The organism is Flavobacterium sp. ABG (genome assembly GCF_001027725.1).
Lineage (GTDB): Bacteria > Bacteroidota > Bacteroidia > Flavobacteriales > Flavobacteriaceae > Flavobacterium > Flavobacterium cupriresistens.
The window spans coordinates 440712-457279 of the sequence record NZ_LEKS01000003.1 but is presented as its reverse complement, the minus strand read 5'-3'; the positions used below and the strand labels follow the sequence as shown (position 1 = coordinate 457279).

Here is a 16568-nt window from a genome sequence, read left to right as displayed (position 1 = left end):
TTCTTTATCTCAGTATGTTAAGATATTGTTGCAATTATTTAATTATTAATATTAAATTTTTAATTAATTGTACGTTACCTCAAGTAACAACGACCTTAAGGTGGTTATTGCGGCGGGGCTCACCTCTTCCCATCCCGAACAGAGTAGTTAAGCCCGCCTGCGCAGATGGTACTGCAGTTATGTGGGAGAGTATGTCGTCGCCTTTCTTTTAAAAACCCTATCCAAATCGGATAGGGTTTTTTATTTTATATACTTTTTGGTTGTTGGCTTTTTTAAACCATATAAGTGATGTAAGTTCAGTTTAGATTTACTTTGCGACTCCTTGCGTAAACCTCTTGCGTGCTTTGCGGTTAAATATACTAGCTGTATTTTTTTGGTAAATGATTCAATAGGAATAAAATTGAAATGATGAAATGCTTATATTTAATCAATGAAAGGAGTTGCCGCTCTATTGAAGAAGCTCGATAAACGAACAGAATAAAAAAACAGGTTATTCTTTATGGATACAATACTTTGGGAGAAAGTTTTGGAATTTGACTTTGATCATCCAACTGGCCAATATGGATTTTCGACACGATTAGCACTTGAGAATCATTGGACGTTATATTTTACACAAAGTGCTATACTGGAATACAAAAAGTTTATGTTCCTGGCGGCAACCAATAATGAAATGGTTTCTCCTTCGGAAATTGTCGATATTGTTTGGCATCAACACTTGATTTTTACTAATTCTTATTCGGATTTATGTAGACTGCTTGATAAAAGGATTGAACATATTCCGTCTACTCATAACCGAATTGATTTTGAAAAATTTAAAATCGCAAAAGAGAGAACTACAAAATTGTATGAAAATCTTTTTGGAACCCAGCCTAGGGAGATTTGGTATTATGAAAATGAATTAGATTCTTTAAACTTCGACAAAAGCAAATATGAGATTTCGAAGCTCAGGAAAATGTTTTTGTGGTATTCTATATTTCTTGCTTTCCCAATTTGCTGGATTATTTTTCCAGTTTTAATACAAATCCAGAATCCCCATTTTTTACTATTTTATATTTTGTCTTTCGGATTGATTATTCTCTTTTTGGAATTTTATATCAGAAGAAGCTTAATTTCGTTGTACGAGAATATTAAATCAAATTCAATTTTAAGAAATCTCACCGCTTTTGAATTGGTCTTTTTTAAAGAAAACAAATTGGAAGCTGTAGTTCATGGTGTGGTCAACAATTTAATAAAGAATAAAAAAGTTATAATTTTAACGAATGGCAAATTACAATTAATCGATGAAGATGTTGTTGATAATGCATACGAGAATTGTATCGTCGAAATCATGAAAGAGTATGATACCATGTCCTATAAGTTTTTATGTATAGCAGCCATGCAAAAGCCAATTTTTGAGCAATTGCGAAAAGGTGTCTATAGAATCAGGGAAAGAATTAGCAGCTCAAAAGAATTTATATCGGTGATGATTTTATCGATGATTGTTTTAGGGGCATTATTAAGTATTCTTTTTAGTAGATTCATCTCGGGAGTATGGAGAGATAAACCTGTCGTTTTTTTATTGTTAGCAATTATTGCCATAGTTGTGATCACTTCTTACTACTTAGACAGGGTACTAAATTTAATGTTTACTAAAATTATACCTTCGCATTTTATAGCAGAAGTGCGGGAAAGCAATAAAAATGAAACTAGTTGGGAGTGGAATTATTTCCTTTATGGAAATGTGATTCTGGCAAGCTCATTTGTACCTATAACAAATTATGATTCGAATGTTTCTTGGGCTAATAATTCGAGTAGTTCGGGATCATGCAGTTCTTCTTGCGGAAGTTCCTGTGGAAGCTCTTGCGGTGGCTGTGGTGGAGATTAAGAGAACTGGAAGGCATTTGGTATTACATGCCCGGCCAATATAAAACATTAAACTTATGGCCATCCGGATCTGAAAAGCAGAAGGTGTAACCTTGTTCGTAGTTTTGTGGTTCTGAGAAAATTGTTCCGCCGGCTTTTCGAGCTTTTTCAGCCCATTGGTCTACTTCTTCTTTGGTGTTAGCGGAAAGCGAAAATATAACTTCACTTTGAGTTTTCCAATTTCCGATTGCTCCATTTATATCCGTTTCTAGTTTTGATTTTTTGAAGAAATTAATGATGAATTTGTTTTTACCGAAATTGAAACTTGCATTTTCATCAGAACTATGTTTATTGTTTGATTCAAATCCTAGTTTGATATAGAACTCATATGTTACTTTTAAATTGTCTGAGGCTAAATTTGCCCATATCATTTTAGTTTCCATTTTTAAAGTTTTAGATTCATTAGAAAAGTAAAGTTATGCAATTTAATGTTTTGAGTTGTTGTATCTAAGTTTTAGTGGTGTTTTGCTTTTATAGGCCTCAATGATACTATTTTGGCTGGAATTGTTGCTTTATCGCAAATCCCAGTTTTTAGCTTTTAGAAAAGCACTGCAGTTTTTACAAAAGTCTTTTTCCTGATCGATTGGATTTCCTCCCTCGGCGTCTCTCATGAGGCAAGTTTTGGTTTTACAATGTGGTAAACCTTCAGTATGACCTAACTCGTGCAAAACTACTTTATAGAATTGTTCTTTTTTATTTTTATCCGATAATCTGAAATCGGAAACAACGCAAGCACTTCCCGGATGATAACCTAATCCCATAACACCCCAATCCTGATGGTTGTCTTTTGTTGTACTGATGTCTTTGTGTGAGAGTCCAACAATAACGGAATCTTTGCCAACTTTTGTCTTTAAATTTTTAATAATACTGTCGGCACGAAATCTGTTTCTGGGCTGGTAATAAGAACCTGAAGGAAAGTCTATCGATTTTCTAAGTACCACGTTTGGATTGATTTTTCTGATTTTTTCGAGTACCTCATTAGCTGAACCTACTTGGAAGTTTCCCAAAGGCTGCAAAACAATAATCTTTGGATGTTTTTCTGTCTTTGCCTTTTCACACGAAAGGAGCGTAAAAAAGCAAAATAATAACACTATTTTATTCATGGTTTGCATTTTGTGTGGTGGCTTTTTTTAGATATTTTATGTACTTGAAATGCTTTGAAAAGTGGAGTTGGTAATTGTTGCAAGATTGATGAAATCGTACTATTCTGAATCAAATTGATTTAAAGCAGGATGTAATTCCTGTTTAGAAAAACGTATTGATAGTTGCCTTGTAAGTTTGTCCAATGGGGATTTTGTATTGATTAATTAAAATTCGGTTTCCTTCAATTTGTTTGATTTTGTTTTTAGCAACAATAAAAGATTTATGGGTTCGAATAAAGTTGAATCCGACAAGAAGTTCTTCCAGAGTGGATATTTTTTGAGGACTTATAATCATCTCCTCCTTTAGATAGATTTTAGAATAATGTCCGTACGCTTCAATAAATAGTATGTCTTCAAAATGAATTTGGTGATGTTTTTTATTGCCTTTTATGAAAAATCCAGTTACAGTATCGGACTTCGTTTCGGGTGTGTGTAGTACGGATTTAGTATTCTTGTCTTCTATAGTATTAATCGTTTTATTAATAGCTTTTACAAAACGTTCAAAGCTAAAAGGTTTCAATAAATAATCAGAAATGTTAAGTTCGTAACCTTCTAAAGCAAATTCTTTGTAAGCAGTGGTAACTATTATTTTTGGCGGATTAACCAGTGTTTTCAAAAAATCAAAACCGGATAATTTGGGCATGTTTATATCCAAAAAGAGTAAGTCGACCGTATTTTGATTTAAAAACGGCATGGCTTCAAAGGCATTATAACAATTCCCTACTTTTTCCAAATGCGGTAAATTGTTGCAAAAGTTTTCAATAATACGATGCGCTATAGGTTCGTCATCTATAATTAAATAATGAATCATGTCGTTTTTATTATTAGAGATAGTTTGTAAATCGTGCCTTTAACTTCAATTTGCATTTTGTGTTTGTGCGGATACAACAATTCTAAACGTTGTTTTAAATTTTCTAATCCAATGCCCCTATTTTTATTAGATTCTATTCTTTCAAAATTATTTTCGATGTCAAAATAAATAATACCGTTGGTCATTTTTAAATCAACATGAATATAGGCATTTTCTGTTAAGCTTTCTACACCATGTTTAAATGCATTTTCCAAAGGAATGATCAACAGCAATGGAGCAATTTGACCCTTTTTCTCTTGTGAACAATTAAATTGAATGTCGACTTTTTTTTGATATCGTATTTTATGTAAATCAATATAACTTTTTAAATATTCAATTTCGTCCTGTAGTGGCACAAAATCTTCTTTTCCCATATAAATGGTATAGCGCATTATGTCGGATAATTTTAAAACAACATCTGGCGCATCATCAGATTTTTCAACAACTAAACCATATAAATTATTTAAAGTATTGAAAAAGAAGTGTGGATTTATCTGGCTTTTTAATAGCGATAATTCTGCTTTAGATTTCTTTGATTCCAGGGTTTTTAGCCATTTCCATTGCTGATAAAACCAATTTAAAGTCAACGCAAAAAAGGGAATGGTTAAGATAATTTTAATTTCTTTTTCTTGTTGCAGGTAGCTGCTTGTGTCCTCGGCATAAATTCTTATATAATAGAAATAACCTAAAGCCAAAATATAGAATACGATGGTAAGTAGGGCATGTTTTCTAAAATATAGTGGCGCTAGTATCGAAAAAAAACTCAGCCCTGTGATTACGAATCCAACAAAAGTAATTGGGTTATCGGCTATTTTGGAATTCAGGTCATTGATTATGATAATGAAAAAAAGAAGAAGCAATGCGAACAGCTTTAAACAGGTTGTTCTATTTTGTTTTAGAAACGAAAAATAATAAATAGGCAGTGAGATTAACAACCAACTAAAAACAAAACTCAATGTGTTTGTCAATACTTCTGAATTCTCAATATGGATAAGTTTAAAATACAACAAAGCAACAACGATAATTCGATGAATTAACAACCCGTAAAGGAATGCTTTATATTTTTTTAGAAATTTTATCATGTTTCAAAAGTAAGGATTATTGCTTTTTTTCTGGTACAATTTGCATGAACACATTAAAAAACAGCATAAACAGTGTTTTTTTCGACTTCAAGCCGATTTAAGTGTATAAAACAATTGTATGTGACGAGTACTGATGTGTTGGTGAAAAATGTTTTATACGCTTTTGGTTCCCTCTTATGTTTGCGGGAAATTATATCAATTAAACAAAAGTATTATGAAAAATTATTTTAAAATCGTGTTTTTAATTCTATCATTTGCAATGACGCAAAATAGCACTGCACAGGACCTTAAAAATGGGCTAAACACAAAACAGAAAGACGCTATTCTATCAGGGATAAAAAGCAATATAAAGGAATCCTATGTTGATTTAGAATTATCAATAAAGATGATAATTGAATTGGATAAAAATTCAAAATCTAACAAATATAAGATGATTACAAGTCCTGCCGAATTTTCTAAAGCGGTAACAAAAGATCTGCAAAGTGTCAGTAATGATTTGCATCTTCTGGTTCGATTTGAACCACAGCGTAGTGCTCAGAATAAACCGGAGATTACAGAGGAAGAGAAGCAAAAAAGAGAAAAAATGATAGCCCAGAAAATGGCAGAAACGAATTATGGTTTTAAGGATGCCAAAATACTCGAAGGAAATATTGGTTATTTAAATTTACTTCAGTTTGCAGATATAAAATATGCAGAAGAAACGGCTACAGCGGCAATGAATTTTTTAAGTAATACCAATGCGATTATTATTGATTTGAGAAATAACGGAGGTGGCGTTCCCAGTATGATGCAATTGTTAGCGAGTTATTTTTTTGACGAAACTCCGGTTTTATTGAGCGATTTCTACGAACGCAAGACCGATACCAAAACGCAATTGTATACGTTTGCAACCGTTAAAGGAAAACGTAGTGTAAACAAACCGGTTTATATTCTAACAAGTGCACATACATTTTCTGCTGCCGAGGCTTTTACTTATACGCTAAAACATTTAGGTAAAGCAATTGTTGTTGGTGAAATTACTGAAGGTGGTGCCAATCGTGCCAAAAGAATTAACTTAAGTGATGGGTTTACGATTTCTGTTCCCTACATCAAAGCAATTCACCCGGTAACAAAAACGAACTGGGAGGGGAAAGGTGTGCAACCCGATATTAAAACAATGGGAAAAGATGCTTTTGTATATGCTTATATCGATGCGGTCAATAAAACTGTTACAGGAAGTAAAAATGGTATTTTAAATAAAATTGGTTATGCCCTTTTAAGTGAAAAATCTTTTGATGATGCTATAATTGTATTTCAGGAAAACACAAAGTTATTTCCAACAAATGAAAATACCTGGGACAGCTTAGGTGAAGCGTATTCTATAAATAAGGACAAAGAAAATGCTTTAAAATCGTATAAAAAAGCGCTGGAATTAAACCCAAACTTAGAATCGGCAAAAGAAATGGTTCAAAAATTAGAAGCTATTATGTAAAATTGAAAAAAGAGTTCTATTTATTGGGTTTAGATATTGTGCTACGAAATATTCTTTTGATAAAGAAACCAAAAACTCCTCAAGAAATTAAGGAGTTTTTGGTATTCAATTTATAAAAAGTCCGAAACTTGACTTTTAGACTGTTGAATTATGTAAATGAATGTGTTTTTTTTCTAGTAATGCTAATGCTTCACTGGCTATTTCGTCTGTTAATCCAACAGCAGCGCTCGTTTGAATTAAATTCATTTTTAATAATTCCGGCAAAGAGTTCAGCGATTTATCATCATCAATAATAATAAAATCTTCAAAGACAGTATTGCTGTTAAACCAATTTAAGATCTCCTCTTTTCGGCTCGAATGATTTGTGTTTTCAGTAAGACGAGTAATTTTGTTGGTCTTTAGTTTTCTTATGGCAAAGATATTTTTCCATTCTTCTACTGAATAATTAGATTTGTGGGAAGTAGTCAATACAATATCAGCACTTGTTTCAGAAATGATTCTCTGAAGTGCCTGAGTTGCCCTATGACTAAATGCAGGAAAACCATCGCTTAAAAATTCAGGTCTCTTCCAGGAGTTAGCAGGAGCCATAACGCCATCTATGTCTAAAAAGATTAACATGAATGCAAAGTTACTGTTTTATTTAATTATTTCAATTATTCTTTCGATCGTCATGTTGTTGAGTTTAGCGTCTATCTTGTTGAATTGTTGTATTTTATATTCTGTATCCCATTCAGTTTCGGTAAAAACAACTGTTTGCCATTCATGTTCGATCGTTGCTATTGTTTTTGGATATTTTGAGTTTTTAATTTCAACTTTTGCAATTAATGAACTTACATATCGATGATGTCCGTCAATTATTAAGTGATCACATGTTTTTATATTGTCAAACTTTATTCCATTTGCCATTTTCTTATAAATTCTATTTATTATAGGAAGAGAAAGCTTCTGATGGGTCGGCTTGAATTGTAAATAATTAGTAGCTAGAAATGTCTTGATCGCTTTTTTAGTAATTGTTTTCAATATTTATTTGCTTATTTTATTATTTGCCTGAAAAACCTTGTGTCAATTTATAGCTATTCCTAATTTTAAAAGTAATGTTATTCTTGTTTTGTGCGAAAAGGAATTGCTTTTTGAAGGGATCATTTTTATAATAGTTTAAAAATGAGAGGAAAAATAAAAGCGTAAAAAAAAACTCCTCAAGAAATTAAGGAGTTTTTGATAATCTTACGAGTCATTGTCTATAGGAGATTCTTATTCTGTATTTTTTCAAATATGGTGTTTAATACTTCTTTCATGTCTTTTGGTGTATTTTCGCCGCTTTGGTTGGTTATAATAAATACACCCATATTGTATTTTGGGAGTATGTAAATGAAACATTGTGATCGTGGAACTCCTCCGTGATGCATGTAGATTTCTCCCATTTTTTCGTCTTTTAGCACTCTCCAGCAGTAGCCTGCGCTAAATTTTTCATTGACTTTTACCAATCCTCTGTGAGATTCTGCTACATCGACATTGTTTTTTAATTGGTATTTAATGTATTTTATCATTTCGGGAACTGTTATTTTTACGTTTGCAGCAGCACCCCAGGGTAATTTCTGATTCGGAAGAGTTATAGAAGGATAATCACAATGGTAACCAACGGCAAGGTTTTTTTCTTCTTTTTTCGACAGAACGAGTTGGACAGGTTTCATTTGAGCATTTTCAGAATAGTATTCTTTTAACAGTACCTCAAATTTTTTGTTGTATGTTTTTTCAAGAATAAGAGCCAAAAGCTCAATTCCTGCACTTGAATAAGAAAAGTTAAATCCCGGAATAGTGTCAATTTTAATGGTATGTAAGTCTCTTAAAAAATCTTTTTGAGTATAGTTTACCAGAATATCATTCATCTTTTTTGGTGTGTCTATATTGGTAAAGTCTTTTATGATTGCAGTCAATTCCAATGGGATCATATTGGGTAAACCACTTGTGTGCGTTAGTAAATCCTTTACACGAACAGGAGAACCGTTAAAACTTAAATTTGGATAGTCTTCTGTTAAGTATTTCTGAACAGGATCATCAAGGTTTATTTTTTTATCTAAAACGGCTTTTGCTACTAATGTTCCTGTGAAGGTTTTACTCAAAGAGCCAATTTCATAAATAGTTTGATTAGTGGGTACATTTGATTTGCCTTTTTCTAGCTCACCGTAATGTCCAATAAATTCTTGGCCTTGGTATACCATTCCGATTGATACCGCATTAATGAGTGGTTTTTCGACCATTTTATTTGCTGTACTATCAATCAGGGATTTTAGAGGAAAGGTTGTCTCTTTTTCGTTTTTTATTTTCAATGAAGTTTGTGCTAAACAGAATAAAGGTAGTAGTAAAAAAATAAGTAAGTTTCTTTTTTTCATGATTTCTAAATTTTTGTGTTGTTAGTAACTGAAGGCAAAGATGCTTTAGAAATATTCGTTAGGCGACCGAAAGAAAATACTCGTACCAATTTCTGTTAGTGAAATTGGTACGAGTATTTAATGAAAACGTACGAGTAGTTACAAACGACTCATAATTAGTGGTTTTAGGTACTTGTTTTAAAGTCCATTTTACAAAATTAGTCATAACCTCGGGCCAATGTTCTTTATCGTAATCCGGTTGTCCGTTTTCTTTTCTTTCATAAAAATTATGGTCTAAGCCTAAATATCTTTTATAGGTTAAGTTGTTTTTTGAATTTTGAATGTAAAACAAAGGAACCAAATCACATAAATCTGCTGTGGTATCATTTGTTCCGTATGCCAGATAAGTAGGGATTTTTATTTTTAACCAATCGTTTACCAAGGGTCTTGAGAAAGATTTCCAAGCCAGCAAATAGGGTTTTACCTTCACACTATCCGGTGTGTATGCATCCCGATACATCTGGTAGGTTTCTTCCATGTTTTTATCTGCTGTTTCCCAAGTGATTGCTTTACTTTCGGCTGCTTTTCTCTCCTCTCGCAGGAGCTGGTCAATTCTGCCAAATGGATTTGTGCTGAACAAACCTAAGTGGGTAACCTTTTTATTGTTTAAGGCAATTAGTGTTGCCACTTTAGAACCTTGGGAATGCCCTGCAACGATAAGTTTTGAATGGTCTACCCATTTCTGTTGCTGCAAAAAATGAATCACTTTATTGGCTCTGCTTTCGTAATTTTCTAAATAGTCCGCTTGTTCATAGGCGAGGGAGAGGGCTCGCGGCTCACTTGGATCCGGAACATAACTAAAAGAGGAATTGAGGTCTTTTTCGTTAGCAATTACCGGAGTCTCCGGCATTGAAATTACGATAAGATGGTAGTGTTTTTTTATTTCAGCAAAGTCAAAATTAGTTATACCGCCACCGTACATCCACATTTCTTCTTTTTCGGGTTTAATAAACAAAGGGATTGGTAAAGAACCCTGACAGAATAAAAAGATTGGTTTTTTCTCTTCCAATTTTGTGTCAATTACAATAAAATTAATCGTGTCTTTTTTCTCCTTTAAAGAAAATAAAATAGCCTGATTGTTTATGATCTCTAATTTTTGTGCAAAATTTAATTGAGTGAAAATAAACAGAATTAATGTGATTTGTAATTTTTGCATAATAGCGTTTTCTATGGTTGTTTTAGATTAGTTAATTTTTTTGTTTATTTCTATGTAGTAGATCCGAATTGTCGCGTATTATTTTTTCGCAGGTTTTGTATAATTTAGTGATCTGAAGTTTGCTGTTTTTAGTGTTATTTGAGTTTCTCTTTTCGGGTTCAGACAAATAAAAAGCGGGAAATTCCTTTGAATTTCCATTGCTAAAATAAAATTGGCTCTGAAAATGATTTGGGATATCCAGATAGGTCTTTGCTCCATTTTCTAGGATTACAATCGGAAGCACTTCTTCTTTCGAGATTTGATCGATAGTTTTAGCATCCAGTTTTAAGAAACCGCATTGATCAAGTAGCAAAGGCTGATAGGTAAAATTCATATCTGTTAGTTGTAGATAACACTTAGAATTTTCCTTCCAAAAGAGGTAAGCCTCAAACATATTGGTCAAGTAAGTCTCTTCCTTTTCTCTCTTTCCTTCAGAATCTTGATAATAAGTCGTAACGTTAGCATAGTGACTATTGGTCAATACTACATAATCAGTAATCTGTTTTTCATGCATCATCTCGCGTGCTTTAGTGACAGAAGCTTCCAAGCCGTTTACTGTTTTTTGACTTTGTGCAGTAATTGAAACCAGAAATAGAAATAACAATAAAGCTCGATTCATTTTATAAGGTCTGCGTTGTAGTTAGTTTTTCGTTTCAATCTTTTAAAGGCTTAAGAGTTTTTTTTCAAAGCCGGTAATGCTCTTTTTGAGTTGCATGAATGATGGTGATTGGATTGTTAGTGTTTAGGAAAGACTAAAGTAGTATTTTTTTTACTTCGGATTTGTCTTTTGTTTTTTAAAGAATTTTGCCGTTGACATACTTTATGGTTACTAATCATTATTGGTATAAAACACAAAATGACGGAATTATCGATGACTTAGTTATTTGGTCGAAAAGTAGAGTTTTAAAAATGAAGAAGCTATGTTTCTTTAGTTGAGGAAAGGAAAACAGAAAGTAGGATCAAAGTAGATTCTGGTAAAATTATCCTAATTAACATAAATATTAAGAAATAGATTACGCTTGGTAATTATCTTGGCTCAGTTGAAATTTAAAATAATCTATTAAACTAAATCAACTCACAAAAGTTTATATAACGGTTGATTTTAAAGTTATAGAAAAATTAACATTCAATACCATTATATTTTTGTGATCCTTATGAGTCTGTTTACGAATCATTTTTTGCAAGGTTTAAGGAAAATTGGTTTTTTGAAGAATATTTTTGTGGGATTCTAAAATGTAAAATTGTTGAATTTGAGCTTGAATATTCCCTGATAAATAGAAAATATCTAGTATACCTCTTCAATGGTATGTTCCGAATCGTTACCTTTTACTAAGAAATTGATTTTTTTGTTTTTTTTATCAATACATTTTAATACAAATTGAAAAGGTTGATTTGCTTTATAACCAGTTCCATATAACTCAAAAATACTTTTTAAATCATTTAGATCATTTGTCATACAACCTGCAGGAATAGCAAAAGGGAATGTTATTTTCCAGTTTAATTTAGTTGATTTGTCATTTTCGATTCCTATTAAAGTTCCTGAGTCTAATTGATTAATAAATGAAAACATAAAATTTCCTTCTGTATCTCTACTTCTACGATTACCTATTATCAATAAAGGTTTGTCATGTTCTTTTACATCAGTTATTGAATAGTTTTTCCCCTTTATTAAAATACCGGAAATAGAGGTATTGTATTTTTCATTATTTTTCAGTGGAATAGATTTCAATAGGGTTTGTTTAGTAATTGAAATTGTATCAAAATTGTCTTTGCTATTATTATACAAAGAATCTATATAAAGCGGTGCAGGTTCATAAGTATTAATAGGTTCTATTATCGAGCAAATAATCTTTTGATTTTTTATCTTTTCAATTTTTAAAAAAAGGGTAGAAACTGTACTTCCGTCACTTCTGTTTTCCAAACCAATATAAAAATGCTCATTTAGATGATTTATTTGTTTTGTTAACTTGTCTTTAGTTATTTCTAAATCACGTTCATCAGAATTATGTTGACTGATCTTGTTTGTCATATCATAAATTGAGAAACTAATTCCAATTAATAGTAATAATAAAATTCCCGAAAAAGCATACCATGGCGCAAATTGATGCTTATATTCTGGTGCTATATGAGCTTCTTGTTCAGGATGTAATTTTAGCCAGTAACCATTAGAGTTATAATTCCAAATTTTACCAGTTGAAAAAAAGGGAATAAAGAATAAATGAAAATATTTTTGTATTAATTGAATCTCTGTTTTTGGTAACACAGATTCTTTAATTCCAATTTCAACGCTTGTGTATTTTTTTATTTTAAACTCACTCCAACCAAAAATGATACGCATTTCTTTTGCTTCTAATGTTTATTACTATTTAAATTTGTTTGATATTTTTAGCGTTAGTTAAACCTAAAAATATCTTGGATCTATATCATACCTCAATAAGAGTATGATATTATTTAATGCGAATATAGAAACAATCCTTTATAATTTATGAAGTAGAGCTTGAATTTGTTCTTTGACTCCGCTGTCGCAATTTGCTTTTTTAAGTGAGGTATAGACATAAAAAAACTCCTTAATTTCTTAAGGAGTTTTTTGGTGGGCGATGAGGGGTTCGAACCCCCGACCCCCTCGGTGTAAACGAGGTGCTCTGAACCAGCTGAGCTAATCGCCCTTTTTATAGGGTGTAATCAATTTTGATAAAAAAACTCCTTATTTTTTAAGGAGTTTCTTTGTGGGCGATGAGGGGTTCGAACCCCCGACCCCCTCGGTGTAAACGAGGTGCTCTGAACCAGCTGAGCTAATCGCCCTATTTTACTAGGTTGCTATCATTTGTGATTGCGAGTGCAAATATACTCTTGTTTTTGAGTTCTGCAAAGAAAATCCCGTAAAATTTTAAAGTTTTTTCTTGAAATTTTATATACCGCTGGTGTTGAATTTATTATAGAACGTGAAAATTTTGAATTTTTACCAGCATTTCAGTTTTTCTTAATTCAAAGGCAATTCGGCAACGACAAAAGTGCTTCCTCCAACATAAATAAAATCATTTTGGGAGGCATTTTGCTTTGCTTTAGAAAAAGCGGCTGCAACTGTGTCGTATTTTTCGCCCTGTAAATCGTATTTTTTTGCTTCATTTTGTAAAATCTCCGTACTTAAACCTCTCGACGAATCCGGTCGACAGAAATAATACTGTGCTTTTTTGGGGAAAAGAGGTAAAATAGAGTCGAGATCTTTGTCGTTTACAACACCCAAAACAATATGAAGCGTATCAAAAGTCTCCTTTTGAATCTGGTTCATGACAACTGCCAGTCCGTGTTTGTTGTGCGCGGTATCGCAAATTATTTTCGGATTTTCGCCCAACTGCTGCCATCTTCCTTGGAGTCCGGTATTTTTACTGACGTTTAATAGTCCGCTTTTTAAATTTTCAACCGTAATTTTAAATTCGTTTTGATTGTTTAAAACCGCTATCGTTTGCTGTACTGTCTTTTTATTGTGAAATTGATAATCACCAATTAAATCAGATGGAAAAACATCCTGGATCAAATCAGATGCAAAGTATATCGGAGCATTTTTTTCTTTGACTTTGGCTAAAAAAACAGGTTGAGTTTCCGAAGTGTATTCCCCAATAACAACAGGAACGTTTGGTTTTATGATTCCTGCTTTTTCACCGGCAATGGCTGCCGGAGTATTTCCTAAAAATTGTGTGTGATCTAAGTCTATATTGGTGATAACAGAAACTAGTGGCGTGATAATATTGGTGGCATCAAGACGTCCGCCAAGGCCGACTTCAATGATGGCAATATCTGTTTTTTCAGATGCAAAATAATCAAATGCCAATCCAACCGACATTTCAAAGAAGCTCATATCGTTAGATTCAAAGAAACTTTTGTGTTTGGCGATAAAAGCACAAACAAAATCTTCTGAAATTTCGATGCCGTTTATTCTGATCCTTTCTCTGAAATCTTTTAGATGTGGTGAAGTGTACAATCCAACCTTGTATCCGGCTTCCTGTAGTACCGAAGCCAGCATATGTGATGTAGAGCCTTTGCCGTTCGTTCCGGCAACATGAATGCATTTTAATTGACGTTCCGGATTGCCAAGATGTTCCGCAAGTAACTTGATATTAGTTAAATCTTCTTTGTATGCCGATGCGCCCTGAAGCTGATACATGGGCAATTGGTTAAACATCCAATTTGTAGTCTCTTGATAGTTCATTTTGTTTGGATAAAATGGTGTTGAATTGAAATAATTTCCCTTTTTTTTAGTTTAATACTACAATGAAAATTATCTTTAGTGCAAAATTGAAATATTTTTTAGAATTAATTATTAAAAACAAGAATTAAAATATGTTTAGCCTCATTCAATTACAAACTGATACTATTGCAAATGCCGCATCTGGTTTAGTTGTCGAAAAAATTGCTCCAAATACGGAAATCTCAGTTTTAGGATTTATCTTAAAAGGAGGTTTTTTTCTGATCCCAATTGCCCTTTTATTGTTTTATACTTTTTATGTTATTATAGAGCGCTATTTGTATATCAGTAAGGCTTCTAAGATTGACAATCGATTGATGCAGGATGTAGGCGATAAACTGAATGCTGGAAATATTGAATTGGCCAGAACAATTGTGGAAAGAAGTAATACTGCTGCCGGCAATATCCTGAAAGAAGGTGTACTGGTGATTGGAAGACCTATTGCCGAGATCGAATCGAATATGGATCGTGCTGCCGATATTGAAATTGGTGAGATGGAAAGACGTTTAGGTCACTTAGGACTTATCGCCGGTATTGCGCCAACCTTAGGTTTTATTGGAACTATTTCGGGAGTTATTAAGATTTTCTATAGCATTTCGGTTACGGAAAATATTAGTATTGGTAATATCTCGGGAGGTTTGTACGAAAAAATGATCAGTAGTGGATCCGGATTAATCGTGGGTATTATTGCCTATAGTGCTTACCATTTATTGAACGGAAAAATTGATGATTTTGCTTTAAAAATTCAAAAACAGATATTAGAATTTGTCAATATAATTCAAAGAGCATAAGCTATGTCTATTAAAAGAAAAAGAAGATTTCATGCTGAGGTGGCAACATCGTCATTAAGTGATATTATGTTTTTCCTGCTGTTGTTTTTCCTGATTATCTCAACACTTGCAAATCCGAATGTTATTAAAATGACGCTGCCTAAAGCGAAAGCCAATGAAAAAACAAACAAACAACTGATTAGTTTGTCGGTTACAGAAGATAAAAAGTTTTATATAGACAAAGAACCGGTAGATTTTGAAAATCTGGAAACCTCTTTAATGTCAAAAATAGGAGCAGACAAACAACAAACGGTTGTAGTTCGTATTCCGTTTAATTTACAAGTACAGGATTTAGTTGATGTGTTGCAGATAGGAGTCAAGAATAATTTGAAGTTTGTGATTGCTACAAGTCCTAAATAACTGAGGTAACGTATAAAAAAAACAAACCTGACAGGTTTCAAAAACCTGTCAGGTTTGTTTTTTTTTAGTTTAAACTGAAATTGTAAGTAATTGTTCCAGTTTGCTTTGTCGGAGCATTACTGTTAGCATCCCATTTAGTGTTCATAGCGGCCATTTTAGCCTGTTCTCTTAAACATTTAGCAGTAATTGTAGTTCCTTTTACTCCTGGAATGGCACTGATAGTATTACCATTTTTATCAACGGTGATTTGTACAACTATTGTCCCTGTTTCATTGCTGCATTCACTATTTGGTTTAGGTTTAGATAATGCTTTTCGGTTTCCAAGGGAATAACCCGATCCACCGCCGGAGCCTCCGCCGCTTCCAGCTCCGTAGCCACTTCCAGTACCGATGCCGCTTCCGGTTCCGTGACCACCTCCGGTCCCTCCACCCGAACCTCCATCGCCGTAATAGCCATTGGAGCCTAAACTTCCTGTGGATTTTCCTTTGTTTCCGGCTGTTTTATCATTTCCGTCACCACCTTTGTTTGATCCTTTTAAGATGCTGGATAAAGCATCATTAGTCGAATTGGAAACTTTTGGTTTTTCCGGTACGGGTTTTACTGTTGGTTTTTCAACAGGAGTATTTTTTTTAGGTTTTTCTTTTGTTGGAATTACGACACTTTCATCTGTTGAGGTGTTTTCCTGTGTGATAATAGCTTCTTCCGGAGTTGCTTTTGCAGGAGTTTGTTTGGCTTCGTTTTTGACTTCGAGAACCTCGCTTTTGTAATTTGCACCCGAGCCTAAATCACTGTCTCCAAAATTGACAGTTACGCCACCACCTCCGCCACCGGCAGCAAGTGCAACATTGTTTTCCGGATTATAAGGAGGCCAAAAACGGATGAAAAACAGCAATAGCAATAATGCCGCATATATAGCAGTCGAGAGGAGTAGTGATTTCTTTTTATCTGAAGAATCCGTAGAAGTCATTTTGATTCTGAATTTTGTAATTGTATTAAATAAAAACGCTTAAAAGTACTAAAAATTGTTTGTAATTAAAGGGAGTATAGAATTTAAACGTAAAGTT

The 16568-nt window shown here is 33.0% G+C and carries 16 protein-coding genes, 2 tRNA genes and 1 rRNA gene; 5 read left to right on the top strand and 14 right to left on the bottom strand.

Annotated elements, in window-relative coordinates:
- Positions 1-96 precede the first annotated feature (96 nt).
- Positions 97-206: ribosomal RNA gene (rrf, locus tag AB674_RS05270) — 5S ribosomal RNA — on the top strand.
- A 293-nt stretch (positions 207-499) separates the two neighbouring features.
- The gene (locus tag AB674_RS05265) at positions 500-1864 is read left to right on the top strand and encodes a hypothetical protein (protein ID WP_047774436.1); all 1365 of its coding nucleotides are present in this window, start codon (positions 500-502) and stop codon (positions 1862-1864) included.
- Between the two features lie 22 nt (positions 1865-1886).
- On the opposite strand, the gene AB674_RS05260 is transcribed toward AB674_RS05265, so the two are convergent.
- The 4 genes from AB674_RS05260 to AB674_RS05245 all read right to left on the bottom strand — a co-directional run bounded on the left by AB674_RS05260 (position 1887) and on the right by AB674_RS05245 (position 4976).
- Positions 1887-2285 carry a VOC family protein gene (locus AB674_RS05260; RefSeq protein WP_047774434.1) on the bottom strand — a complete coding sequence of 133 codons (399 nt, stop codon included), beginning with the start codon at positions 2283-2285 and terminating at the stop codon, positions 1887-1889.
- A 129-nt stretch (positions 2286-2414) separates the two neighbouring features.
- Positions 2415-3005 carry a Zn-dependent protease gene (locus AB674_RS05255; RefSeq protein WP_047774519.1) on the bottom strand — a complete coding sequence of 197 codons (591 nt, stop codon included), beginning with the start codon at positions 3003-3005 and terminating at the stop codon, positions 2415-2417.
- Positions 3006-3147: 142 nt separating this feature from the next.
- Positions 3148-3855, bottom strand: coding sequence for a LytR/AlgR family response regulator transcription factor (locus AB674_RS05250; RefSeq protein WP_047774433.1), 708 nt, complete (start codon positions 3853-3855; stop codon positions 3148-3150).
- Positions 3852-4976 carry a sensor histidine kinase gene (locus AB674_RS05245; protein WP_047774431.1) on the bottom strand — a complete coding sequence of 375 codons (1125 nt, stop codon included), beginning with the start codon at positions 4974-4976 and terminating at the stop codon, positions 3852-3854. The genes AB674_RS05250 and AB674_RS05245 overlap by 4 nt, the downstream gene beginning before the upstream one ends.
- A 214-nt stretch (positions 4977-5190) precedes the next feature.
- Here AB674_RS05245 and AB674_RS05240 point away from each other — a divergent pair, with 214 nt between their 5' ends.
- A complete protein-coding gene (locus AB674_RS05240) occupies positions 5191-6447 on the top strand; it encodes a S41 family peptidase (RefSeq protein ID WP_165579348.1) in 1257 nt (418 codons plus the stop codon).
- 135 nt (positions 6448-6582) lie between these two features.
- Here the strand turns inward: AB674_RS05240 and AB674_RS05235 are convergent, their stop codons facing one another.
- From AB674_RS05235 to AB674_RS05195, 9 genes are all read right to left on the bottom strand, one after another.
- Positions 6583-7065: an HAD domain-containing protein gene (locus AB674_RS05235; RefSeq protein ID WP_047774429.1), complete on the bottom strand. Its 483-nt coding sequence runs from the start codon at positions 7063-7065 to the stop codon at positions 6583-6585.
- Positions 7066-7083: 18 nt separating this feature from the next.
- The gene (locus tag AB674_RS05230; protein WP_131701515.1) at positions 7084-7353 is read right to left on the bottom strand and encodes a hypothetical protein; all 270 of its coding nucleotides are present in this window, start codon (positions 7351-7353) and stop codon (positions 7084-7086) included.
- A gap of 332 nt (positions 7354-7685) precedes the next feature.
- Positions 7686-8837 (bottom strand): serine hydrolase domain-containing protein, encoded by a 1152-nt coding sequence (locus AB674_RS05225; protein WP_053004201.1) that lies wholly within the window; start codon positions 8835-8837, stop codon positions 7686-7688.
- Positions 8838-8895: 58 nt separating this feature from the next.
- A complete protein-coding gene (locus tag AB674_RS05220; protein WP_047774426.1) occupies positions 8896-10032 on the bottom strand; it encodes an alpha/beta hydrolase in 1137 nt (378 codons plus the stop codon).
- 31 nt (positions 10033-10063) lie between these two features.
- A complete protein-coding gene (locus AB674_RS05215; protein WP_047774424.1) occupies positions 10064-10690 on the bottom strand; it encodes a hypothetical protein in 627 nt (208 codons plus the stop codon).
- A gap of 666 nt (positions 10691-11356) precedes the next feature.
- A complete protein-coding gene (locus AB674_RS05210; RefSeq protein ID WP_047774422.1) occupies positions 11357-12409 on the bottom strand; it encodes a hypothetical protein in 1053 nt (350 codons plus the stop codon).
- A gap of 250 nt (positions 12410-12659) precedes the next feature.
- Positions 12660-12737, bottom strand: a tRNA-Val gene (locus tag AB674_RS05205).
- Between the two features lie 61 nt (positions 12738-12798).
- Positions 12799-12873, bottom strand: a tRNA-Val gene (locus tag AB674_RS05200).
- A gap of 178 nt (positions 12874-13051) precedes the next feature.
- On the bottom strand, positions 13052-14278 hold the full coding sequence (locus AB674_RS05195) for a bifunctional folylpolyglutamate synthase/dihydrofolate synthase (protein WP_047774421.1): 1227 nt from the start codon (positions 14276-14278) through the stop codon (positions 13052-13054).
- A gap of 131 nt (positions 14279-14409) precedes the next feature.
- On the opposite strand from AB674_RS05195, the gene AB674_RS05190 reads away from it, so the two are divergent.
- Positions 14410-15105 carry a MotA/TolQ/ExbB proton channel family protein gene (locus AB674_RS05190; protein WP_047774419.1) on the top strand — a complete coding sequence of 232 codons (696 nt, stop codon included), beginning with the start codon at positions 14410-14412 and terminating at the stop codon, positions 15103-15105.
- A 3-nt stretch (positions 15106-15108) separates the two neighbouring features.
- A complete protein-coding gene (locus AB674_RS05185) occupies positions 15109-15504 on the top strand; it encodes an ExbD/TolR family protein (RefSeq protein WP_047774417.1) in 396 nt (131 codons plus the stop codon).
- Between the two features lie 64 nt (positions 15505-15568).
- Here the strand turns inward: AB674_RS05185 and AB674_RS05180 are convergent, their stop codons facing one another.
- The gene (locus tag AB674_RS05180) at positions 15569-16471 is read right to left on the bottom strand and encodes a hypothetical protein (RefSeq protein WP_047774416.1); all 903 of its coding nucleotides are present in this window, start codon (positions 16469-16471) and stop codon (positions 15569-15571) included.
- Positions 16472-16568: the final 97 nt, after the last annotated feature.

What these genes read in the sequence shown, in the direction of transcription:
- AB674_RS05185 (WP_047774417.1), top strand. Translation starts at nt 15,109, where the DNA reads ATGTCTATTAAAAGAAAAAGAAGATTTCATGCTGAGGTGGCAACATCG.
- AB674_RS05255 (WP_047774519.1), bottom strand. Translation starts at nt 3,005, where the DNA reads ATGAATAAAATAGTGTTATTATTTTGCTTTTTTACGCTCCTTTCGTGT.
- AB674_RS05245 (WP_047774431.1), bottom strand. Translation starts at nt 4,976, where the DNA reads ATGATAAAATTTCTAAAAAAATATAAAGCATTCCTTTACGGGTTGTTA.
- AB674_RS05250 (WP_047774433.1), bottom strand. Translation starts at nt 3,855, where the DNA reads ATGATTCATTATTTAATTATAGATGACGAACCTATAGCGCATCGTATT.
- AB674_RS05210 (WP_047774422.1), bottom strand. Translation starts at nt 12,409, where the DNA reads ATGCGTATCATTTTTGGTTGGAGTGAGTTTAAAATAAAAAAATACACA.
- AB674_RS05230 (WP_131701515.1), bottom strand. Translation starts at nt 7,353, where the DNA reads ATGGCAAATGGAATAAAGTTTGACAATATAAAAACATGTGATCACTTA.
- AB674_RS05195 (WP_047774421.1), bottom strand. Translation starts at nt 14,278, where the DNA reads ATGAACTATCAAGAGACTACAAATTGGATGTTTAACCAATTGCCCATG.
- AB674_RS05180 (WP_047774416.1), bottom strand. Translation starts at nt 16,471, where the DNA reads ATGACTTCTACGGATTCTTCAGATAAAAAGAAATCACTACTCCTCTCG.
- AB674_RS05240 (WP_165579348.1), top strand. Translation starts at nt 5,191, where the DNA reads ATGAAAAATTATTTTAAAATCGTGTTTTTAATTCTATCATTTGCAATG.
- AB674_RS05220 (WP_047774426.1), bottom strand. Translation starts at nt 10,032, where the DNA reads ATGCAAAAATTACAAATCACATTAATTCTGTTTATTTTCACTCAATTA.
- AB674_RS05260 (WP_047774434.1), bottom strand. Translation starts at nt 2,285, where the DNA reads ATGGAAACTAAAATGATATGGGCAAATTTAGCCTCAGACAATTTAAAA.
- AB674_RS05235 (WP_047774429.1), bottom strand. Translation starts at nt 7,065, where the DNA reads ATGTTAATCTTTTTAGACATAGATGGCGTTATGGCTCCTGCTAACTCC.
- AB674_RS05190 (WP_047774419.1), top strand. Translation starts at nt 14,410, where the DNA reads ATGTTTAGCCTCATTCAATTACAAACTGATACTATTGCAAATGCCGCA.
- AB674_RS05265 (WP_047774436.1), top strand. Translation starts at nt 500, where the DNA reads ATGGATACAATACTTTGGGAGAAAGTTTTGGAATTTGACTTTGATCAT.
- AB674_RS05225 (WP_053004201.1), bottom strand. Translation starts at nt 8,837, where the DNA reads ATGAAAAAAAGAAACTTACTTATTTTTTTACTACTACCTTTATTCTGT.
- AB674_RS05215 (WP_047774424.1), bottom strand. Translation starts at nt 10,690, where the DNA reads ATGAATCGAGCTTTATTGTTATTTCTATTTCTGGTTTCAATTACTGCA.